The sequence below is a fragment of the Sphaerisporangium perillae genome, assembly GCF_023276435.1.
Taxonomy (GTDB): domain Bacteria; phylum Actinomycetota; class Actinomycetes; order Streptosporangiales; family Streptosporangiaceae; genus Sphaerisporangium; species Sphaerisporangium perillae.
Map to the genome: position 1 here is coordinate 170205 of NZ_JALLPO010000006.1, position 20780 is coordinate 190984.

General features: G+C 70.4%; 18 protein-coding genes. 7 read left to right on the top strand and 11 right to left on the bottom strand.

What is annotated here, in order from left to right:
• Window positions 1–67: 67 nt before the first annotated feature.
• Window positions 68–634, bottom strand: coding sequence for a hypothetical protein (locus MYF83_RS07905; RefSeq protein WP_248959531.1), 567 nt, complete (start codon window positions 632–634; stop codon window positions 68–70).
• Window positions 635–1106: 472 nt separating this feature from the next.
• Window positions 1107–2018: a LuxR C-terminal-related transcriptional regulator gene (locus tag MYF83_RS07910; protein ID WP_248959532.1), complete on the bottom strand. Its 912-nt coding sequence runs from the start codon at window positions 2016–2018 to the stop codon at window positions 1107–1109.
• A 1070-nt stretch (window positions 2019–3088) separates the two neighbouring features.
• Here MYF83_RS07910 and MYF83_RS07915 point away from each other — a divergent pair.
• The 4 genes from MYF83_RS07915 to MYF83_RS07930 all read left to right on the top strand — a co-directional run bounded on the left by MYF83_RS07915 (window position 3089) and on the right by MYF83_RS07930 (window position 5109).
• Window positions 3089–3916 (top strand): helix-turn-helix domain-containing protein, encoded by an 828-nt coding sequence (locus MYF83_RS07915; RefSeq protein WP_248959533.1) that lies wholly within the window; start codon window positions 3089–3091, stop codon window positions 3914–3916.
• Window positions 3907–4107, top strand: coding sequence for a DUF397 domain-containing protein (locus MYF83_RS07920; RefSeq protein ID WP_248959534.1), 201 nt, complete (start codon window positions 3907–3909; stop codon window positions 4105–4107). Before MYF83_RS07915 ends, MYF83_RS07920 begins: the two co-directional genes overlap by 10 nt.
• Window positions 4108–4205: 98 nt before the next feature.
• Window positions 4206–4712 carry a GNAT family N-acetyltransferase gene (locus MYF83_RS07925; RefSeq protein ID WP_248959535.1) on the top strand — a complete coding sequence of 169 codons (507 nt, stop codon included), beginning with the start codon at window positions 4206–4208 and terminating at the stop codon, window positions 4710–4712.
• 217 nt (window positions 4713–4929) lie between these two features.
• A complete protein-coding gene (locus MYF83_RS07930; RefSeq protein WP_248959536.1) occupies window positions 4930–5109 on the top strand; it encodes a hypothetical protein in 180 nt (59 codons plus the stop codon).
• An 84-nt stretch (window positions 5110–5193) separates the two neighbouring features.
• Here MYF83_RS07930 and MYF83_RS07935 read toward each other — a convergent pair whose 3' ends face one another.
• The 5 genes from MYF83_RS07935 to MYF83_RS07955 all read right to left on the bottom strand — a co-directional run bounded on the left by MYF83_RS07935 (window position 5194) and on the right by MYF83_RS07955 (window position 11866).
• Window positions 5194–5571: a sensor histidine kinase gene (locus MYF83_RS07935; RefSeq protein WP_248959537.1), complete on the bottom strand. Its 378-nt coding sequence runs from the start codon at window positions 5569–5571 to the stop codon at window positions 5194–5196.
• Between the two features lie 316 nt (window positions 5572–5887).
• Complete coding sequence (locus MYF83_RS07940; protein ID WP_248959538.1) at window positions 5888–7876, bottom strand: bifunctional copper resistance protein CopD/cytochrome c oxidase assembly protein; 1989 nt, start codon at window positions 7874–7876, stop codon at window positions 5888–5890.
• On the bottom strand, window positions 7873–8478 hold the full coding sequence (locus tag MYF83_RS07945; RefSeq protein WP_248959540.1) for a copper resistance CopC family protein: 606 nt from the start codon (window positions 8476–8478) through the stop codon (window positions 7873–7875). Before MYF83_RS07945 ends, MYF83_RS07940 begins: the two co-directional genes overlap by 4 nt.
• Before the next feature lie 120 nt (window positions 8479–8598).
• Window positions 8599–9897 carry a helix-turn-helix domain-containing protein gene (locus MYF83_RS07950; RefSeq protein ID WP_308201413.1) on the bottom strand — a complete coding sequence of 433 codons (1299 nt, stop codon included), beginning with the start codon at window positions 9895–9897 and terminating at the stop codon, window positions 8599–8601.
• Between the two features lie 220 nt (window positions 9898–10117).
• Complete coding sequence (locus tag MYF83_RS07955) at window positions 10118–11866, bottom strand: PucR family transcriptional regulator (RefSeq protein ID WP_248959542.1); 1749 nt, start codon at window positions 11864–11866, stop codon at window positions 10118–10120.
• A 116-nt stretch (window positions 11867–11982) separates the two neighbouring features.
• Here MYF83_RS07955 and MYF83_RS07960 point away from each other — a divergent pair, with 116 nt between their 5' ends.
• Window positions 11983–14226, top strand: coding sequence for a molybdopterin cofactor-binding domain-containing protein (locus tag MYF83_RS07960; RefSeq protein ID WP_248959543.1), 2244 nt, complete (start codon window positions 11983–11985; stop codon window positions 14224–14226).
• A 32-nt stretch (window positions 14227–14258) separates the two neighbouring features.
• On the opposite strand, the gene MYF83_RS07965 is transcribed toward MYF83_RS07960, so the two are convergent.
• Complete coding sequence (locus MYF83_RS07965; protein ID WP_248959544.1) at window positions 14259–15554, bottom strand: excalibur calcium-binding domain-containing protein; 1296 nt, start codon at window positions 15552–15554, stop codon at window positions 14259–14261.
• Window positions 15555–16124: 570 nt separating this feature from the next.
• Here MYF83_RS07965 and ald point away from each other — a divergent pair.
• On the top strand, window positions 16125–17240 hold the full coding sequence (gene ald, locus MYF83_RS07970) for an alanine dehydrogenase (protein ID WP_248959545.1): 1116 nt from the start codon (window positions 16125–16127) through the stop codon (window positions 17238–17240).
• Window positions 17241–17261: 21 nt separating this feature from the next.
• Here the strand turns inward: ald and MYF83_RS07975 are convergent, their stop codons facing one another.
• Window positions 17262–17960: a thioredoxin-like domain-containing protein gene (locus tag MYF83_RS07975; RefSeq protein ID WP_248959546.1), complete on the bottom strand. Its 699-nt coding sequence runs from the start codon at window positions 17958–17960 to the stop codon at window positions 17262–17264.
• Window positions 17961–18083: 123 nt separating this feature from the next.
• Between MYF83_RS07975 and MYF83_RS07980 the strand changes: the two genes are divergently transcribed.
• Entirely contained in the window at window positions 18084–18722 is a 639-nt protein-coding gene (locus MYF83_RS07980; protein ID WP_248959547.1) for a DUF305 domain-containing protein, read from the top strand.
• A gap of 311 nt (window positions 18723–19033) precedes the next feature.
• On the opposite strand, the gene MYF83_RS07985 is transcribed toward MYF83_RS07980, so the two are convergent.
• Together MYF83_RS07985 and MYF83_RS07990 are read right to left on the bottom strand one after the other, a co-directional pair.
• The gene (locus MYF83_RS07985; protein ID WP_248959548.1) at window positions 19034–20095 is read right to left on the bottom strand and encodes a threonine aldolase family protein; all 1062 of its coding nucleotides are present in this window, start codon (window positions 20093–20095) and stop codon (window positions 19034–19036) included.
• Window positions 20092–20745 (bottom strand): SDR family NAD(P)-dependent oxidoreductase, encoded by a 654-nt coding sequence (locus MYF83_RS07990; protein WP_248959550.1) that lies wholly within the window; start codon window positions 20743–20745, stop codon window positions 20092–20094. Before MYF83_RS07990 ends, MYF83_RS07985 begins: the two co-directional genes overlap by 4 nt.
• Window positions 20746–20780 lie beyond the last annotated feature (35 nt).

Below are 20780 nucleotides of genomic sequence, written 5' to 3' on the forward strand. Positions count from 1 at the left end.
CCGCCAACGCACGCCTGCCCCGCCACCGCCGCCAGGTGACGGGGCGGGCGTGCGCGCTCTCAGAGCCTCAGCTGTGGCCCCCCACCTTCACGCCCACGCGCTCGCCGAGGCGCTCGTCATCTCTCCCGGCTCGGGCCCCCACCCTGAGCTCGTGCTTGCCGATCCGCCGCTCGCCGCGGGACGCCGCGCGCGCGAGAGCGCGGAACACCCGCTCGCGCCGCCGGAGCAGCTTGGCCGGATTCCGCGGCGTGCCGGCCCTCAGGTACAGCACGTTGGTCGAGGAGGCGCCGAGCCCTCCCAGCTCGGGAAGCCTGACGACCGCGACCTCCTCGGCGTGGCCGGCGACCCGGCTCCCCACCGGTGTCTCGCTGACCTCGAACGCCATCACTCCCGCCCTGCATCCGATCTCGACCTTCAGCCCGTCCCGGGTGCGTACCACGGGAACGGTCCTTCCCAGAGTTCTTTCCCGCCACGACAGACCAGCCTCCACCGCGATCCGCGCTGCCTTCTCCGGAGTGAGCGGGAAATCGCCGGCGACCGACGCGAGCGCGTCGTTCCCCTGGCGGTTCCGCCACGAGTAGAGAACTCCGGAGAACAGCGTGATCACGAGGATGGCGATGGTCAACCCCTCCATAGCCAGCTCCTCGCCTGTGCCGGTACCACCGACGACGTCGACCGGTCTCCCCCGCGTCGACGGCCGGAAAGCCGTCAGGTACCGACAAACCCCTCCCTCTTGACATAAGGACAATATCCGCATTGATCACCCATAGTGCATGTGTCCGCGACGGGTTTTCGAGCACGGAGGCTCAGTACTAAGTACTGCTCACGCTCGCTGGGTGAACCCGCGGGAACAGTCGGTAACCGGAATAGCCGAACCTGGTTCGCGAGAATTACCGCAAACGGCGCCAGAGACCACCCTTATGCACTCCGGAACGTGCAGCGGCACGTGAATTGCGGGTCATTCGCAAGTAACGTGCGACACCGTCCCGGCGCCCGAGGACGCCGCCCGCTTGCTCGCCATAGGCCGAGCCGGCTTCGGCGCACGCCGATCGGACCGCCGAACGTTCATGGACATCGCGGACCGGCCGGCGCGCGGCGATCAGGCGCTAGTCGAAGAAATGCTCGAGCTTGGCCGCGATGCCGGATCGTTGCTCGACACCGAGTTTGCGCAATATGCGGGAGACGTGGCCTTTGATGGTCGATTCCGTGACGAAAACCCGGGCCGCGATCTCCTTGTTCGTCATGCCGCCGCGGGCGATCAGAAAGGCGATCTCCCGCTCCTTGGACGACAGCGAGTTGAGCAGGTTCTCGGCGCGGGCCGACGGCCGCGCGATGATGTCCATGGTCTCGGTCTGCCCCCGCTCGCACTCGTACCGGAGCTCCCTGACCTGGCGCACCAGCTCCCGCTCGCCGATCGGGATGGCCTCTTCGAGCGCGCAGATGCGGGAGTGCAGGTCCACCAGGATCGCCGAGACGTCCTGCACCACCTCGACGACGGAAGGCTGTTCGGTCTTGGAGCCCTCGGACGGGACCGCCAGCTCCTCACGGTTGAGATCGTCCTCGCGTTCCCGCGCGAGCACCGTCGCCACCGATCTCGCCGTCCACTCGAAGGCCCGCACGTGCTCGTCGGTGTAGGCGTTGCTCCTGTAGGTCTGGATGGACGCGAGGCCGATCACGACGCGCTCGCCGTCCCGGGTGTCGGACATGGGGATCGTGATGGCGTCCGCCGAGACCCGCTGCGCGTCGCCGAAGGAGACGCCGTGGTGCAGGAGCAGGCCGTTGTCGCTGGCGTAGGTGTAGGGGCGCTTGTGCTTCAGAATCCACGCGGCCTGCCCCTTCGGCCCGTACCCGCTGACCTCGGGAGGCACGTACCTTTTGATCGCGATGGTGTCGTCGAAGGTGTACGGATAGACGATCCTGCGGCCTTCCCGGTAGAACCCCACGTAGAAGGCGTCCACGCTGCAGATCGTGCTCATGGCGAAGCGCCAGTAGTCGAAGAGCGCGTGATGGTTGCCCATGCGCATGCGAATCCCTCGGTCGGCCTGGCTCAGAGCCGCGGCGACATCCGGCGAGAACCCGGAATTCGAACGAGGCACTCGTCCTCCCATGACCGACCCTTGGCGTTCCACGGACACACCTGCCCAGAAAAGCGGGGTGTACTTCTGAGCCTTACTGACTGACGTGCACCTCGTCATCATTTCGTCAGATTTGGTGTCATTAAGTGATCAATTTGCGCCCATCCGGCGCCCGGCGAACACGCCTTACGGCCGCAGGCAACCCCACAACCTCGGCCGATGCCCTTTTGTTATATACATGCCTGAGGGAAGCCGCGTGGCTTACCAAAACGGCCGCCACCGCGGGCCACTGACTCCGAAACCGGGAACCGGAGTCAAGAAAGACGTGGCGGCGGTTCTCCCGCCGGGAGTGGCGAGGGCGGCGACCGGCGCGCGCGATCCGCTCGCGCGCCACCGTCCCCGCCGCGACGCGCAGGGCGCCACGACCCGTCCCCGACGGTATCCCGCCGAACTTTGATCCGCCGGCCGCGCGGAAGGGTTCCAGAGACGGTCGCGCCGGAATGGCCGCGCGAATCACGGCCCGGAGGGCACGCGGCGAAGGCGCGTCCCGCCCGCTCTTCTTCCGCCCCGCGCGGCGATTCCAAGAACGTCACGAGTGCGACCGTGTTCCACACCTGGAGCACAATGCGTGTGCTGAATTCGTGAATGTCGCCGGCCGGTCTGGAGCACCTGTCCGATAAGGGGGTAGCGGGATACGTCCGGACGTATTCCATGGGCTGCCTCCGGCGGCGCTCATCGCCGGCCACAAGGCGATGACTTCCGGGTGCGGACGGCTCCGGAAAGACGCCGCCCGGCGGCACCCCTATGGCGGGCCGGCGCCCTCGGAAGGCACCGGAGGGTTTTCGCCCGGCGCGGACCGGACCATGGGCCGCACGACAGGAATTCGGGCTTCCCATGATACTCCACATCCATTACCTTGAGTATCCGCTTAACTACACAGTGAAGTCACGGCTCGCGTGGAACGGTGGTCACGTCTCGGCTCGCCCACCACAAAATGGAGTAAGGAGTTTCAAATGCCACATATGACTAAAATCAACCCGGAAGATTCCGCGCGCGCCCGTTTCGCCTACGAGCTTCAGCGCTACCGCATACTGGCGGGGCTCACTCAAGAGCAGCTCGGCCGCCGGGTCGGCTTCTCCGGCAGCCTCATCGGCGCCGTCGAGAACCTCAAGCGCACTCCCAGCGAGGACTTCGCCAAGCGCTGTGACCAGGCATTCGAGCTCGACGGCGTGCTCCAGGCCCTCCACCTCGAAGGCTGGCCGCCCCCGCCGCCGGTCGCCGATCATTTCCGCGATTTCACCTTCGAGGAGCGCCGCGCGACGGCAATTCAAACGTGGGACCCGCTACTGGTGCCCGGGATCTTCCAGACCGAGCCATATGCGCGGCGGATCTTCAGCCGCGCGCCGGGCAGCACGCCCGAACAAGTCGAGGAACGGGTGATCGGCCGGATGCAGCGCAAGAACATCTTGTCGCAGGAAAATCCGCCTCTGATCCTCAGCCTGATGGACGAGGGCGTTCTGCGCCGGCCCATCGGCGGCAAGGAAGTGATGCGGAACCAGATGCGGCACCTTCTGGAAATGGCCGAGCATCCACGGGTGACGATCCAGATCGTTCCCTTCGACGCCGAGGCTATCCCCGGCCTGCTTGCCGGTTTCGTTATAGCCGAACAGCGCGGGACGCCATATACGGTATATGTGGATTCAGTGCCCGACGGACGTACGATGAGCGATCGAAACGCGATCGCGTTGCTCACCGCTCGTTACGACGCCATCAGGGCGGAGGCCTACCCCCAGTCCCTGTCGCTCAAAGTAATCAAGGAAGCGGTGGACAAATGGATCTGAGTGCCGCGTTATGGCGCAAGTCATCCCGCTCCGGTGACAACGGCGGCCATTGCGTCGAAGTCGCGAGCAACCTGGCCGACGCGATCGCCGTCCGTGACTCCAAGCGACCCGACCGTCCCGCGGTGATCTTCAGCTACGGCGAGTGGCACATGTTCGTCGACAACCTCAAGACCGGTCACATCACCCTCTGACCGACTGAAGAAGCCGCCCCGAAGCCCGGCGTCATCAGGGCGGCAGGCTGTGCCGTAAACGACTGTTCACCGGCGGCCACGGCGGCGACAATGAGCCGATGAGCATCCGTATGGCGGCCGCCGACGAGCTTCCCCTCCTGCAGGACATCGAGCGCGCCGCCGGGCGATCCTTCCGCGACATCGGCATGTCGGTGATCGCCGATGACCCTCCTCTCTCCCTGGAAGTACTGGCCGGCTACCAGGCCGCCGGACGGGCATGGGTCAAGGTCGACGCCGGTGACCGGCCGGTCGCCTACCTCATCGCCGACGTGCTCGACGGCAACCTCCACCTGGAGCAGGTCTCCGTGCATCCCGCCTCCGCCCATCGCGGCATGGGACGGTCGCTCATCGACCACGCCGCGGCCTACGCCAAGGCCGAGGGCCTCCCGGCCCTCACCCTCATCACCTTCACGCGCGTGCCGTGGAACGCCCCCTACTACGAGCGGTGCGGTTTCTGGTGCCTGGACGACGCCGAGCTCACGCCGGGTCTGCGCGACCTCCGCCGGCGCGAGACCGCGCACGGCCTCGACCGGTGGCCCCGGGTGTGCATGCGCCGCGATCTGTGACCACCGGGCACCACCCGAGCCCCGTCGACCCCAGCGGCGAGCAGGTCGTGGTCCGCCAGTGCGGGCGGCTCTACGGAGAGCAGCCCCACAGTCCCACCTGCTGAACCCGTACGACCTTTCGAACTATCGGCGCCCGCGGCGCGTACCTCCTGCCGAGGGCGGTGCCGGAGCCCACGATCCGGCACCGCCCGACGATCGCTGTTCGGAGGAGATCCCGATGACGGACACCCGGAGGACACACGGGTACACCCCTGCTCTGAGCCTCCTGGCCCTCGCCGGCGCCCTGGCCGGCGTCGTGCTTCTGGCACAGGCGGACCCGGGGGGCGACGTGGAGCTCAGGCTCAACATCTCGCAGTCCGCCGACCACACCGGCGCCTCCCCCATCGTGGCGCCCTGACCGCCCGGATCCCGCCGGCCGTCCGGATCCTCCCCTCGGGTTCCACCGCGCTTCGGATCGGGCCGCCCGGCGCCGTCCCGCCTGTCAGATCTGGCCGCTGACGGTCGTCCCCTCGCCGACGACGCTGTTGATCGTCAGCGTGCCGCCCACCTCGCTGAACCGCCGCTTCATCGTGTCCATGCCGCGGCCGGTGCGTCCCGGCGGGAAGCCGATGCCGTTGTCGCTGACCGTGAGCCGCAGCCCGCCGCGCCCGGTGGTGAGCGCGATGGAAAGCGTGTGGGCGCCGCTGTGCCGCTCGACGTTGGCCAGTGCCTCAAGGACGACGGCGTACACGGCATCGGCCACGGGGCCGGTCACCCGCTCCTTGGGCATGGCCCATACCTCGACGGCGATTCCGGTGCGCTCCGACCATTCCGTCAGATAGTCCTCGATTGCTCGCGCCAGACTTCGCTTTCCGCGCATGCGCAACTCTTCGTACAACTCCCCCAACCCTTCTGGGCAGCGCACCGCTCCGGGCCACGTGATCCCGGCCCCACCGCGTCGCCCCCGACGAGACGGCGGGACGCTACCGGCGCGTGCTTGAAGAGCGGTTGAGAAATCGCTCGGAGTAGGGGCGAGGCCACTCCTGCGAGGCGGGTCTGCCGTAATGCCCACCCGAGGTGTTTATGCCCGAACTCCTTGATGCCACGCTACCCGCAGGTAGGTGCGGGCGCGCTTGACGAGACACCCGGCCTGCCTTCGCCGGTCCCAGCAGGCCCCGTGGGCCCCGGGGGCCCCGTCAGTCGCGGCCGCTCTGGTCGAGCTTGGCCAGATAGGCGTTGTAGGCGTCCAGCTCGGCGTCGCCGGTGCCGCCCTCTTTGGCGGCGCGCGCGTCGGCGCGCCGGTCGGCCCGCCTGGTCGTGCGCTGCTCGTCGCGGTACCACTGGAAGGCGAGCGCGATGAGCACGATCAGCGTGGGGATCTCGCCGAACGCCCAGGCGATGGCTCCGCCGGTGCTCTGGTCGGAGAGCCCGGAGGCTCCCCAGGTGCGGCCGAGCTGGTCGTACCACTCCCCCGCGATCGGGGTGCCCATGTTCATCAGCGCGATGCCGAAGAAGGCGTGGAACGGCATGGTGACGAAGAGCAGGAGCAGCCGGCCGACATGCGGGATCTTGGTCGGCGCGGGGTCGATCCCGATGATCACCCAGAAGAAGAGGCTCCCGCTGAGCAGGAAGTGGACGGTCATCGCGATGTGACCGAGGTGCTCCTCCATGGCCGCGGCGAACAGCGGCGTGAAGTAGAGCGCGTACGTCGAGACGATGAAGATCGCGGTGGCGATCGCCGGATGCGTGACCACCTTGACGACCCGGCTGTGCAGGATCGTCGTCACCCACTCGCGCGGGCCTCGGTCGCCCCGCCGCGCGGCGGGTTTGAGCGCCCGCAGGGCCAGGGTGACCGGGGCGCCCAGGACCAGGAAGATGGGCACGAGCATCGACAGGATCATGTGCTCGGTCATGTGCACGCTGAACAGCACCGGAGCGTAGCGGGCGACGCCGCTCTGGGTGACCAGGACGAGCAGCAGCACCCCGACGCCCCAGCTGATCGTGCGGCCCATCGGCCAGTGGTCGCCGCGGCGCGCCAGCCGCACCGCCCCCGCACCGTACAGGAAGGCGAGCAGGGCGGCGATCGTCGCGAAGAACAGGTCGAACCACCACAGCGTGAGGAGGTTCGCGACCGAGATCGGCGGCGGGACGAGGTAGCCCAGCAGCTCGAAGGCGCGGTCCACCGGCAGGTCGAGCGGCGGCGGGGCGGTGCGCGACAGCGCGACGGCCAGGCCGACCGCTACCAGCATGATCAGGCCCTCGACGCCGGCGAGCCTGACGAAGGCGCCCGGCCGGCCGGCGGACAGCGCGGGAAGGGTACGGCCGCGGTGCCACCAGCCGATCACTCCGAGGGCGGTGAAGGCGGCGACCTTGGCCAGGATGATCAGGCCGTAGGAGCTGGTGAAGAGGTCCTGGACCGACGTCAGCCGGCTCAGCGCGCTGAACGCGCCGGACAGGCCGACGCCGACGAAGCACCACAGCGCCATGCGGGAGAAGCGTTGCGCGGCGAGGTCGAGGTGGGGCTCCTGGCGCAGGGCGTGCACGCACAGCAGCAGGAGCCCGCCTACCCACAGCGACAGGACGAGCAGGTGGAGCGCGACGCTGGTCGTGGCCAGGCCGTGGTTCGGCGCGGAGGAAGAGTGGCCGGTGAGGGCCGGCGGCATCAGCGTGGCAAGCGCGAGGACGAGCAGGCCCCCCGAAGCGCCCGCGGTGATCGCGCCCCGCGAGAACAGGGCGATGGCGGCGCCGAACAGCACGACGAGGGTGAGGGCGATGCCCTGCGGCACCTGGCTGGCGTAACTGGTGAGCTCGTTTCCGCCGAGCACGTCGACGACGGGCGTGCCCAGCGTCTCAGAGAGGCTGAAGACGAGGGTGGCGGCCGCCGCCGCGGCCCAGAGCAGGCCCGTCCAGGAGGCGGCCCGGACGTAGCGGAGTGCGGGCTTGCCCAGCAGACCCTTGTCGCTCGGGAGCAGCATGGTCGCGAGGAGCAGCAGGCCGACGGTCAGCACGCCCGCGGCGTCCATCGCGAGCTTGGACACCGGCAGGGCCCAGCGGGTCAGCGCCCCCTCGTCGGGCAGGCCGGGGATGATGCGCGGCGTGGCCGCGCCGCCGACGACCATGGCGACGATCAGGCCGCCGAGCGCCAGGCAGGCCCCCGCGATCCCGAGCCGGACGGTCTTGCTCATGGCTTCTTCCGCAGGCTGATGGCCATGCCGATGCCGATGCCGGCGATCCCGAAGATGACGATCCACACCCAGACGGGGATGCCGCCCGTCTGGCGGGACTCCTGCGACACCGGGGTCGGGGCGAAGGCGGGCGGCGTCGGCGTGGTGGCGTTGGGCGACGCGGCGGGCGGGCTCGCCTGCTCGGTAGAGGACGGAGCGCTCGCCTGGGAGGACTGGGCCGGCGAGGGGCTCGCGTCGGGGGCCCGCACCGTGAAGGGGATCTCCCCCTCGACGGGATGGCCGTCGTCGGAGACCACGCGCCAAGCGATGGTGTACTTCCCCGAGGGCAGCGGGCCGGCCACCTTCTGTGTGACGGTCGGACCGTCCGTCTTGGGCTTGCCCTCGTGGTGCTCGCGACCGCCCGCGTCGCGCACGAGCACGACGGGGAGGCGCACCGCCTCGGTGAACGTCAGCGACACCGAGTCGAGGCTCTTGACCGTGGCCCCCTTCTTGGGGTCGCTGCTCTTGAGCGAGGTGTGGGCGAGCGCTGGAGACGCGAAGGCCGTGCCCAGCACGACGGCGACCACGAACGCCAGGGCGGCGGCAAGCGGAGAAGTCCTCATAGCACCCTAAGGCTACTCAGACGGCAGGCCGGTCCTCACCACGCGTCGCCGCCTGTGGAAAACCCCGGCGCCAAGAACACCTCCCTCGCGTTCCCGGCGCCGGACTCGTCCTTCGCGGTCCTACAGGCCGACACTCGCGAGCGCCCGCTGATAGGCGGCCACGCTGCCTTCCCCGCCATCGAGATGCTCCAGCACCATGGCCGTGGCCAGCCACCCCTCGGCCGCCTTGCGGGAGGCGGGCGAGTGCTCGAGCGACCGCTCCACCGCCATCAGCTCGACGGACGCCTCGGGCGCCTCGTCCAGCAGCAGGAGGGCGTTGCCCAGGACCAGGCGCGCCTCGGCGAGGAGCGCCGGGGTGCGCTCGTCGAGCATGTCCCTGCCCCGGCGGGCGTGCTCGGCGGCCTTCTTGGCATCGCCGAGCACGATCTCGGCCTTGGCCAGATAGATCGCCGCCCGCGCCAGGTCGACGGCACCCGCGGAGGACTCGGCCAGCTCTCGCTCGCCGCGCAGCATCAGGTCACGGCAGGCCGCGGCCTCCGCGGGGCGCGTGCGCAGTAGCAGGACGGCGTACTCCATGCGGAGCCTGGCGAGGTTGCGGGGCTCTCCGGTCTCCGACTGCACGGCCAGCGCGCGCTCCACCAGAGAGATCGCCTCGTCGCTGCGCCCGGTGATGTCGGCGACGACGGCGGCGTTCCAGCAGGCCGCGACGGTCGAGCGAGGCGTGCCCAGCATCTCGGCGGCGGCGAGCAGCTCCACCGAGAACTGGCGGGCCCGCAGCAGGTCGCCCCGCACGATGTAGGCGCCGAGGAGGGTGGAGCCGAGCTCCACCAGGTCGTCGTTCCAGGTGGGCCGGCCGGCGCCGAGAAGCGTCTCTTCCCCGACCTGCACCGCGGCGGCCAGGTCGCCGCGCTCGCGGTAGCACCGTGACAGCGCGACGGCGATGGCCACCACCTGCTCGGCGGGCAGCGTCGACCCGGTCGCGTCACGCAGCCGCGACAGGACGATGATCGCCTCGTCGAGGTCGCCGCACGCCTCCGCGGCCAGGGCGTAGCCGTACTCGGCCTGCTGCATCAGGGAGCGAAGCCCGGCGAGGCTGCCGTCTTCGAGCAGCTCGGCGTACCGCCGGCGGGCCTCGGCGACCTCGCCGTTGTTGAGCGCCAGGCTCGCGTAGCCGAGCCGGAGCTCGAGGTCCTGCATCTGTTCGGCCGTGACGCCGTTGATCAGGTAAGTTAGGGAGCATTCGAGCTTGGCCGCCAGCAGTTCCAGAACGGCCGCCGTGGGCGTACGCTTGCCACTCTCGATCAGTGAGACGTAACTGTCCGAGAGTTCCGGATGCGCCAACTGGGCCTGGGAAAGACCGCGCTGGCGGCGGGTCGTTTTGATTCGCTGTCCAATAAGATCTTGACCGTTCACCGGCACCCCTTCAAGATGTAATCCCCGACAATCTGCGACCGACAGGAGTCAGTCTTGCGTCGCCGCCGCCTCGCACTTCTCGCCTTGGGCATCGTATTCTCGGCCACCCTTGGCCTCTCCGGCAATGGTACGGCCGTTGCCGACTCCCCGTCCGCCCATAACGTCCGTGCGGACTTCCTGTGCTGTTGATTCACCATTCGGTTTTCCTGAGCCACTGATTCGCTATTCAGTTCGCACGTAGTGCGAGAAAAAGATCAACCCTGTCCGCCATCGAACCGAGATCGCGTCCGGTGAGTTCCTCGACTCGCCGGATGCGATATCTCACCGTGTTCACGTGCACGTGCAGACGCTCGGCGCAGGTGTGCCATGAACCGGCGCACTCAAGGAAGACATCGAGCGTACGGACCAGCTCCGACCGGTGCCGCTGATCGTAAGCGAACAGTGGCACGAGGATCCGGTCGGAGAAGGACCGGCGAACCTCGGCGGGAACGGTGGCGAGCAGTAGGGCGTGCGTGTAGATCTCGTCACTTGTCACCACCCCTCCGCCTCGCGTCTCCGCCAGGCGCCGTGCGTGACCAGCCTCCTCGGCACCGCCCCGGATACCCGAGGCACCGGTGAGCCAGGCACTGACGCCGATGGCCACCTGCGCTCTCGGCATCCCGGCCGAGAGGGCCGTCACACGCTCCCTCAACGTGTGTACCAATGCTTGCACATGACCGTTCATTTGCCCATGCACTTGCGCCCGCACTTGCGGATGAATGTGCATCGATTCGGCGGCGGTCCTGACTCGGCGCTCATGTTCGCGGTCAGCTCGCCCATCCGCACGCGATTCCGCGGCCTTTTCGCCGCCCGGATCGCTCACCGGCCCGCCGCCGGAACCGTCGATCTCCACGGCGTCCCCGGGCTCCTCGCCGGCCGTGCTCCCGGCGCCGATGGCCTCCACGACGTGCCGCGGGACCAGCGCGACGGCGCCGTCCGCTCCCCGGGCCGCGACCACGCGGCGGTCGAGCAGCTCTTCCAGCATCTGGCCGCCCAGCGTGGCGAGGTCGGGCCCCTCCATGGCGCCCGGCCTGAGAACGGCCGCCGTGACCACGGCGTACGGCTCCTCGGTGCCGATCCCGCAGGTGCGCAGCCGCGACGCCAGCTCGGCCGTGTCGGCGGCGCCGGAGCAGGCCAGTCCGATGAGCTCCTCCGCGAGCCGCCGCTCGACCCTGCGGCCCTCCTCAGTGCGGCTGCGCGAAAGCGCGACGCAGGCCGCGAGCTCGAACCCGGTGTCGGCGTGGTCGAGCAGGTCGGAGCCCAGGGCGAGGGCCCAGCCCGCGGCCCGGTGCGACCGGTCGACGGCGAACAGTGTGAACGGCCCCTGCGGAGTGCGCACCAGGTGGGGCAGCCGCGTGGCGGCCAGGAACTCGCGCGCGAGCAGCGCCGGGAGATCTCCCTGCAGCCGTCCCGCGACGACGGCGCCGCTCGCCGAAACCACGGCGCCGGTGATGCCCAGCTCCTGGGCGATGATCGCGAACAGGTCGTCGAGCCCGGTGCCCTCGGCGATGGCCGCGACGATCCGGCGGTGCCGGCCGAGCGCCCCGCGCAGGTCGACGACCCGGTTGCGGCCGAGGCGGGCCTCCACGACCTCGCTCAGCGTGCGGAACGAGACCTCCACCGGCACGTCCAGCAGCGGCAGGTCGTGCTCGCGGCAGGCCTCGACCAGGTCGTCCGGCACATGGCCGAGCCAGGCCCGACCCGCGCCGAGCGCGGCCACCTTCGCCTTCGCCAGGATCTCGACGAAACGCCGGGAGTCCTCCGGACCGTGGCGCCACATCAGCCCGGTCAGCACCAGCTCGCCGCCCGACAGGTAGCGGCCGGGGTCGGGCAGGTCGGTGATGTGCGCGCCGGTGAACCGCCGGTCCAGATGATCCTCTCCGGATAGCAGGGTGAGCCGGAGCCCCTCGATGGCGAGCAGGTCACGTATGCGCACGAATTAAGGCTAACCGCATTCCTTTGGACGAACCTACAAGCCGCTGTCCCGCCCGGTGACGGCGTTTCGCGGCTGCGCCCATTGGCCGCCCCGAGCCGGGCTGATGTACTGCCCGTGTGACCCATACCGCGAGCGGCCGCAGCCAGGAGCAGGGCATCGGCGCCGGCGTGACCAGGCCGGACGGCACCTTGAAGGTGACCGGGGAGTTCGCCTACTCCTCCGACCTGTACCTCGCCGGCATGCTCTGGGGCGCCACGCTGCGCAGCCCGCACCCCTCCGCGTGGATCCGCTCGATCGACGTCGGCCCCGCGCTGAAGATGCCCGGAGTCCACGCCGTACTCACCCACGAGGACGTGCCCGGCGAGCGGTTCTACGGCCTGGAGCACAAGGACCAGCCGGTGCTCGCCATCGACCAGGTCCGCTACCAGGGGGAGCCGGTCGCGATCGTCGCGGCCGACCATCCTGAGACCGCGCGCCGGGCCGCCGCGGCCGTCATCGTCGAATACGAGCCGCGCGAGGCCGTCACGGACGCGCGCCGCGCCCTGTTCGACCCGCGATCCCCCAAGGTGCAGCCGGGCGGCAACCTCGTCCGCCACCAGCCGGTACGCGCCGGGACCATCCCGCGGGCCGAGGTCGTCGTCACCGGCGACTACGAGGTCGGCATGCAGGACCAGGCGTTCCTCGGGCCCGAGTCCGGCCTGGCCGTCCCGGCCGAGGACGGCGGCGTCGACCTCTTCGTGGCGACGCAGTGGCTCCACGTCGACCAGGACCAGATCGCCTTCTGCCTCGGCCTGCCCAAGGACAAGGTGCGGCTGACGCTCGCGGGTGTCGGCGGCGCGTTCGGCGCCCGCGAGGACCTGTCCATGCAGGTCCACGCGAGCATGCTGGCCCTGCGGACCGGAAGGCCGGTCAAGGTGGTGTACGGGCGGGAGGAGTCGTTCTTCGGCCACGTCCACCGGCACCCCGCCCGCATGCGCTACGAGCACGGCTCCACCCGCGACGGCAAGCTGGTCTACGTCAAGGCCGAGATCGTGCTGGACGGCGGCGCGTACTGCTCCTCCTCGCCCGCCGTCGTCGGCAACGCGGCCTCGCTGGGCGTCGGGCCGTACGAGGTGGACAACATCGCGATCGACGCCTACGGCGCCTACACCAACAACCCGCCCTGCGGGGCGATGCGCGGCTTCGGCGCGGTCCAGGCCTGCTACGCCTACGAGTCGCAGATGGACAGGCTCGCCGAGGCGTGCGGGCTCGACCCGGTGGAGATCCGCCTGCGCAACGCCGTTTCCCAGGGGTCGCGGCTGGCCACCGGCCAGGTGATCGAGTCGCCGGCGCCGCTCGCGGGCATGCTGCGTGAGCTGGCCGCCATGCCGCTGCCGCGCACGCCGGACTCCCCCGACCTGCGGTCCCTGCCGGGCGGCGTGGCCCAGACGACCCATGGTGAAGGGGTGCGGCGCGGCGTCGGGTACGGGGTGGGCATCAAGAACATCTGCTTCTCGGAGGGCTTCGACGACTACTCGACGGCCAAGGTGCGGGTCGAGCTTCTCGGCGACGAGCCGCACGTGCTGGTCCACACCGCCGCGGCCGAGGTCGGCCAGGGCCTGGTCACCGTCCAGGCGCAGATCGCCCGCACAGAGCTGGCGGAGCTCGGCATCGAGCGCGTCACCGTCGCCCCGGCCGACACCTCCGTCGGCTCGGCGGGCTCCAGCTCGGCGTCCCGCCAGTCATACGTCACCGGAGGCGCGGTCAAGGCCGCGTGCGAGGCGGTGCGCGAGCGCCTCGGCAAGCTGCGCGCCGGCCACCCCGGTCTCACGCTGGAGGAGCTGTTGCGGGCGTACGGTCCGGTCGAGGAGACCCGCGAGTACCGCCACCGGCCGACCTACCCGATGGACCCGGTCACCGGGCAGGGCGACTCCCACACCCAGCTCGCGCTGTGCGTCCACCGCGCGGTCGTCGACGTGGACGTGGACCTCGGCCTGGTGAAGGTCGTCGAGCTCGCCGCCGTGCAGGACGTCGGGAAGATCCTGAACCCGCCGGCGCTCGAAGGGCAGATCCACGGCGGCTCGGCGCAGGGTCTGGGCCTCGCGCTCATGGAGGAGATCCAAGTCAGGGACGGCAAGGTGCTCAACCCGTCCTTCACCGACTACCTGATCCCGACGATCCTCGACATGCCGCCCATGAAACTGTCGATCCTCGAGAACCCCGACCCCGACGCGCCGTACGGGCTGCGCGGAGCGGGCGAGCCGCCGACGCTCTCGTCCACCCCCGCCATCGCCGCCGCCGTCCGCGCCGCGACCGGCCTGCCCCTCACCCGCGTCCCCATCCGCCCGCACGACATCGCCCTGCCGCCCGCCTCCACGTGACCCGGCCCACGGTCAGGTGACATCACACACGGTCAGGTGATGTCGCCTCGCTCGCAGGCGACGCCGTCGTGGTCGCCGTCGACGTACCACTCGTACTCCGGGTGGACGCCCTTGGTGTACGGCCCGTAGTTGGCCGCGTGGGCCTGCTTGCAGCTCGCGAAGCGCGGGTCGGCGGTGCGCGTCTGCCGGCTGGACGCGCCGGTGGAGCGGGTGCGGGGAGTCTCCCCGCCCTGGCCCGCCGGGGAGGTGCGCGAGACGGCGCCGGGCGTGTGCGTCGCCGACGGCGGGACCAGGGGCATGGACCCCGGCTGGGACACCGAGGCGCTGGGCGCGCCGGACGGCGCCTGGGTGGGGGTGCCGGCGCTGGGAGAGCACGTCGCGGGGTCGCCGAGCGGGCCGGACCCGGGCGAGGCGCCGGTCCCGGGCCCACCAGAGGGCCCACCGGACGGTCCGGTCGACGGTCCACCCGAAGCTCCGGCCGACGGCCCGACCGGCGGCGTGGCGGCGGAGTCGCCGCCGGTGGTGCCCGGCGGGCAGGTGGAGGTGGGGCCGGCGGAGGAGGGGGTGGGGGCGCCGGTGCCCGTGACGCTCCCGGCGGTGCCGAGCAGGCGGTACACGAGCGCGTCCGCCGTCTCCTTGGTGAGCCCGGCGATGCTGAGGCTGTCCTCGGTCATCGGCTGGGCGACCCTCGGCGCCGTCACGACCTTGTCGTCCACCACGACGGCGAGCTGCTGGTCGAGCGTGTCCTTGGTCAGATCGGCCAGCTTCTGGCGGCTCTCGGGAGCGGGCACGAGGCGCACCGAGTAGGTGCCTTCCTTGTCGGCCACCGTCTCGATCTTCACGGCCGAGGTGACCGTGACGCCGGGAGCGACCTGGTAGCACGTCGTCCCGGCTTCGTCGAGGACCGCTTCCGCGCCGGGGCAGGGCGCGGCGCGCACGCCGGTGACCGGGGCGAAGTGGATCGGCGCGGCGAGACGGCGCGGTGGCGCGGCGCCCAGCGGGAGATCGGGCTCACGCGTCATGAGCACGGCGACCGTGCCGAGGACACCCGTGACGACGATCGCCACGAAGAGCCCGGCGATCAGGGCGATGGTGGTGGCACGGGCGGCCCGGGGCGGCCCGGCCGGCGGCCCACCTGGGGCGGCCGGTCCCCCTCCGGGGCCGGGAGGGGGACCACCGGGTCCGGGAGGCGGGCCACCAGGGCCCAGGGGTGGCTCGTCCGGACCGATCGGCGGATCCCACATGCCGTACGGCGGCCCTCCGAGGTCGCGCGTGGGTTCGTCCATGATGTGCGGCGGCTCGTCCACGACGAGTGGTGACTCGTCCATGACGGGCGGTGGCTCGTTCACGAAGAGTGACAGCCCCTCCATGACGGGTGGCGGCTCGCCGGGCTCGCCTGAAGGCGCGCCGAGGAGATCCGGAGGCGTGTCCGTTCGATCCCCGTGATCGTCGGCCGCCGGACGATTACGCATCCCCACCCCTGCTTGTGACATGGCACGGCCGAGCCTATCGAGGCTCGCGTGTACGAGCTAACCGCACGATCGGCGCCCGCAAGAGGGTTCTACGCTGTAGATGTCCTGACAATTTGCCATGTACCTGGTCGAATTCATTCCAGCCTGCTCCGTGGCCGTAGCTTTCCGGGGAACGCGAAGTGGATAGGGACTCGGCCGGAATGTCTCCCGGCTCCGCGCCGACGGCCCCCGCAGAGGCCCGCCGCACAGGATGCCGGGGACGGGCGCGGGGCCGCCTGCCGGGCGTGGCCGCAGGTCAGAGGCGGGTCACGGCAGGGAGCGCCGATCCCGGGAGCAAAGGGTCAGGGTGCGCCGGCGGCGGTCACGGGCGGTCCCGTCACGGCACGCGAACGGGCAGTGCGCCGCCCTTGGGTCGAAGGAGATCTCATGAAGGTCGGAATACCCCGAGAGGTGAAGGACCACGAGCACCGCGTCGCCCTCACCCCCGCCGGAGCCAACGAACTGACCCGCCACGGCCACAAGGTCTTCGTGGAGCGCGGCGCGGGCGCCGGCTCCGCCATCCCCGACGAGGACTTCCTCGCGGCCGGCGCCGCGACCCTGGACTCCGCCGAGGAGGTCTGGCGCGAGGGCGACATGATCCTCAAGGTCAAGGAACCCATCGCCTCGGAGTACCCCTTCATGCGCGAGGGCCAGATTCTGTTCACCTACCTGCACCTGGCGGCGTCCCGGAAGCTGACCCTGGCGATCCTGGAGTCCCGGGTCACCGCCATCGCCTACGAGACCGTCCAGACCGAGAACGGGGCGCTGCCGCTGCTGGCGCCCATGTCCGAGGTGGCCGGACGCCTCGCGCCGCAGGTGGGCGCCTACCACCTGATGCGGCAGGGCGGCGGCAGGGGGGTGCTCATGGGAGGCGTCCCGGGCGTCTACCCGGCCAAGGTGGTGGTGCTCGGCGCCGGGGTGACGGGCATGAACGCCGCCACGATCGCGCTCGGCATGCAGGCGGAGGTCCTGCTGCTCGACAAGAACATCGACCGGCTGCGCCAGGCCGACACGATCTACCGGGGACACCTGCAGACCGTCGCGTCCAACACCTACGAGATCGAGCGCGCCGTCCTGGACGCCGACCTGGTGATCGGAGCGGTGCTCGTCCCCGGAGCCAAGGCGCCGAAGCTCGTCACCAACGAGCTGGTCGCCCGGATGAAGGAGGGGTCGGTGCTGGTGGACATCTCCATCGACCAGGGCGGGGCGTTCGAGGACTCCCGGCCCACCACGCACGCCCATCCCACCTACCGCGTGCACAACTCGGTGTTCTACTGCGTGGCCAACATGCCGGGGGCCGTGCCGACCACCTCGACGTACGCGCTGACCAATGTGACCCTGCCCTACGTCCTCGCGATCGCCGACAAGGGCTGGCGGGAGGCCCTGCGCGACGACCCCTCGCTCGCACGCGGGCTCAACGCCCACGCGGGCACCCTCACCAGCCGGCCGGTCGGCGAGGCCCACGCACTGGAGGCCGTGGACCCCGAAGACGTCCTGGAGTGACCGGTCCTCACCGGCCGATGGTCAGGAGCTGGGCGTGGCGGTCGGGGCCGGGGTGGCCGAGCCGGTCGCCGCCGGGGTCGGCACCGCCGTGGGCAGCGGGTTGTCCGAGGCGAGCGCGGCCGTGCTGCCGGAACCGGTGCAGGTGGCGCCGTATTCGGGCGTCGTGCTCGGGTTCTGCTTGTACTTGGTGATGTACCTGGCGAGCCGGGGGTCGTCGGCGCCGGTGAGCGCGAGCTGGTGGTTCCAGGAGCTGGCCACGACGGGCGACTTCAGGCCGGGGTACGGGCTGAGCAGGAGGTAGTCGGAGGTGACGAGCGCCTTGAGCTTGTCCACGTCGGCCTTGGGCAGGTCGGGCCGGTAGGTGATCCACACCGCGCCGTGCTCCATGGAGTGCACGCCGTTCTCGGGGTTGATCGGCGCGTCATAGACCCCGCACTGCTGCCACTCGGGGTTGTGCTCGCCGCCGACCGGCGGGGTCTCCTTGTAGTTGACCTTGATCGAGGTGTGCTGGGATCCCTTGTACGCGAAGCTCTTGACCCCGTCGAGCGACGACGCGGCGCTCTCCTTGACGACGTAGAAGCCGACCAGCCCGACGAGAAGGACGATGACGAAGGCCCCTGCTCCCCACATGATCATCGCCGTGCGCCGCTCCTTGCGCTTCTGGGCGGCACGCAGTTGGGCGAGGTGCTCTCGCCGTGCCTGCGTCTTCTCCTTGGCCATCGCGGTTCCTCCAACGGCTGTTCAGGATCTGTACGTTCAAGCTGCCGGTACTTATGTGGAGGATAGTGGGTAGGTAATAACGTTTGCGTTCACTGCCCAAGGCAATCACTATTCTGGCTGGAAATGATCAATTCTCGCTCTCGCCTGGTCCTCGTCGCGCTCGTCTCGTGCGTGGTCACGGCCGTCGTCATGGTGCTCGTCAACGGCCGGTCGGCGCCTCCGGGAGACGCCTCCGCCGAGGCCGGTTTCGCGCGTGACATGGCCGTCCACCATGCGCAGGCGGTCGAGATGAGCTTCGCCGTGCGAGACGCGAGCAGCGACGCCAGGATCCGGGGGCTCTCCTACGACATCATCACCACCCAGACGGCCCAGCGTGGAATTTTCATGGGATGGCTCCAGCAGTGGGGCCTGTCCCAGGCGACCTCACGGCCGTCGATGGCGTGGATGGCCGGTCACGGCGCGCACGGCGCGGCCGCGACCACAGGCGCCCCCTCCGCCACGGCCGGCGCCGCGGCGATGCCCGGCATGGCGACGCCCGAGGAGCTGAAGCGGCTGCAGGCGGCCAAGGGCAAGGACGCCGAGGTCCTCTTCCTCCAGCTGATGATCCGCCACCACCAGGGCGGCGTGCAGATGGCCAAGGCGCTGCTGAAGCTGTCCAACCGCGAAGAGGTGCGCACGATGGCGCAGAGCATCGTGGACACGCAGGACGCCGAAATCTCCTACATGACCGAGCTGCTCACGGCACGCGGCGCGAAACCCTGACACGTCCAGAGCCAGGAGGAACGCAGCTCGCCACGAGCCCGCCGAGCGGAGCGAGGCAAAGCGACACGGCTCGTGGCGCGGCGGTGCTCTGAGGAGGAGGGAGGGTAAGGAACGAGCCCGGACGACGACGAAGAGCACCGCCTCAAAGGCGCCCCGAGCCCGCCGAGCGGAGCGAGGCAAAGGAACACGGCTCGTGGCGCGGCGGTGCTCTGAGGAGGAGGGAGGGTGAGGAACGAGCCCGGACGACGACGAAGAGCACCGCCTCAAGGGCGCCCCGAGCCCGCCGAGCGGAGCGAGGCAAAGCGACACAGTCAGGCCTGGGCCATCTCCTCGGCGATCGCCGCGGCGAAGGCGTCCACGTCGGCCTCGGTGGTGTCGAAGGCGGTCATCCAGCGGACCTCGCCGGTGGCCTCGTTCCAGGTGTAGAAGCGGAACCGCTTGCGAAGGCGGTCGGCCACCTCGGGGGGCAGGACGGCGAAGACGGCGTTGGCCTCGACCGCCCTGGTCACGGTGACCCCGGGGATGTCGCGCACGGCCGCCGCGAGACGCGCGGCCATGGCGTTGCCGTTGCGCGCGTTGCGCAGCCACAGGTCGCCGGCGAGCAGCGCCTCCAGTTGCACCGACACGAACCGCATCTTCGAGGCGAGCTGCATCGAGCTCTTCCTGAGGTAGATCAGGCCCCGGACGGCGGAGGGGTTGAGCACGACGATGGCCTCGCCGAACAGCAGCCCGCTCTTGGTGCCGCCGAAGGACAGCACGTCCACGCCCACGTCGGTCGTCAGCGCCCGCAGCGGCACGTCGAGCGCCGCCGCCGCGTTGATCAGGCGTGACCCGTCGAGGTGCAGGAGCATGCCGAGCTCGCGGCAGTGCGCGGAGATCGCGGCGATCTCCTCGGGCGTGTACACCGTGCCGAGCTCGGTGCTCTCGGCGATGGTCACGACCCGGGGCTGGGCGCGGTGCTCGTCCCCGAAGCCCCACGCCTGGCGGTCGATCAGCTCGGGGGTGAGCTTGCCGTCGGGCGTCGGAACGCTCATCAGCTTGAGCCCGGCGGTCTGCTCGGGCGCGCCGCCTTCATCGGTGTTGACGTGCGCGCTGTCGGCGCAGACGACGGCCTCCCACGGCGCGGTCATCGCGCGCAGGCCGACGACGTTGGCGCCGGTGCCGTTGAACACCGGCCAGGCCTGCGCGCCCGGCCCGAAGTGCCGCTGGAAGACCTCCTGGAGCGCCTCGGTGTAGACGTCCTCGCCGTAGGCGATCTGGTGGCCGCCGTTGGCGAGGGCCAGCGCCTGGAGGATCTCCGGGTGCGCGCCCGCGTAGTTGTCGCTGGCGAAGTGCTTGACCGCGGGGTCGTGGCGGCGTCGTGCCTGTGTCACGTGGTGAGGTCCAATCGGATTCCGTTGACCTCTCCGGCCGGCCGGTCCCAGAGCGCGGCGACGGCGTCGGCGAGGTCGTTCACGTCGGTGTAGCCCGGGAACTTCCTCTCGGGGCTCGCCGCGCGCATGTCGTCGTTGACCAGAGCCTTGATCACCAGGATCGTGGCCGCGCTGCCGCTGTCGCGCAGGGCGTCGGCCAGGGCGAGCGTCCATGCCTCGGACGCCGCCTTGGCCGCGGAGTACGCGGCGTTCCCCTGGGTGGGCGCCTGGGCCGCCTTCGCCGAGACGATGACGAAACGGCCGTCGTCGCTCGCGCGCAGCAGCGGCTCGAAGGCCAGCGAGGTGTGCTGCAGGGTGCGGATCATCAGGTCGTTCAGCGCGTCCCAGTCGGCGAGGTCGGTGTCGGCGAAGGTCTTGGAGCCCCGCCACCCTCCGACGAGGTGGACGACCCCGTCGACGCGGCCGTGCTCCCGCCCGATCTCGCGCGCCAGCTCGCGCACGGCCTCGGCGTCGGTGAGATCGATCGCGAGCACCCCTTCGCCCGCGTGCCGGTCGAGACCGATCACGGTGTCGCCGCGGGAGGCCAGCCGCGTGGTGACGGCGCGGCCCGTGGGCCCGCCCGCCCCCGCGACGACAACGACCCTGCTCATCGCGTCCGCTCCGTTCGTGCGGCGCCGGCCCGGCT

Coding starts and splice junctions, on each gene's coding strand:
- MYF83_RS07905 (WP_248959531.1), bottom strand. CDS start 634: ATGGAGGGGTTGACCATCGCCATCCTCGTGATCACGCTGTTCTCCGGA.
- MYF83_RS07910 (WP_248959532.1), bottom strand. CDS start 2,018: ATGGGCAACCATCACGCGCTCTTCGACTACTGGCGCTTCGCCATGAGC.
- MYF83_RS07915 (WP_248959533.1), top strand. CDS start 3,089: ATGCCACATATGACTAAAATCAACCCGGAAGATTCCGCGCGCGCCCGT.
- MYF83_RS07920 (WP_248959534.1), top strand. CDS start 3,907: ATGGATCTGAGTGCCGCGTTATGGCGCAAGTCATCCCGCTCCGGTGAC.
- MYF83_RS07925 (WP_248959535.1), top strand. CDS start 4,206: ATGAGCATCCGTATGGCGGCCGCCGACGAGCTTCCCCTCCTGCAGGAC.
- MYF83_RS07930 (WP_248959536.1), top strand. CDS start 4,930: ATGACGGACACCCGGAGGACACACGGGTACACCCCTGCTCTGAGCCTC.
- MYF83_RS07935 (WP_248959537.1), bottom strand. CDS start 5,571: ATGCGCGGAAAGCGAAGTCTGGCGCGAGCAATCGAGGACTATCTGACG.
- MYF83_RS07940 (WP_248959538.1), bottom strand. CDS start 7,876: ATGAGCAAGACCGTCCGGCTCGGGATCGCGGGGGCCTGCCTGGCGCTC.
- MYF83_RS07945 (WP_248959540.1), bottom strand. CDS start 8,478: ATGAGGACTTCTCCGCTTGCCGCCGCCCTGGCGTTCGTGGTCGCCGTC.
- MYF83_RS07965 (WP_248959544.1), bottom strand. CDS start 15,554: ATGGACGAGTCACCACTCGTCGTGGACGAGCCGCCGCACATCATGGAC.
- ald (WP_248959545.1), top strand. CDS start 16,125: ATGAAGGTCGGAATACCCCGAGAGGTGAAGGACCACGAGCACCGCGTC.
- MYF83_RS07975 (WP_248959546.1), bottom strand. CDS start 17,960: ATGGCCAAGGAGAAGACGCAGGCACGGCGAGAGCACCTCGCCCAACTG.
- MYF83_RS07980 (WP_248959547.1), top strand. CDS start 18,084: ATGATCAATTCTCGCTCTCGCCTGGTCCTCGTCGCGCTCGTCTCGTGC.
- MYF83_RS07990 (WP_248959550.1), bottom strand. CDS start 20,745: ATGAGCAGGGTCGTTGTCGTCGCGGGGGCGGGCGGGCCCACGGGCCGC.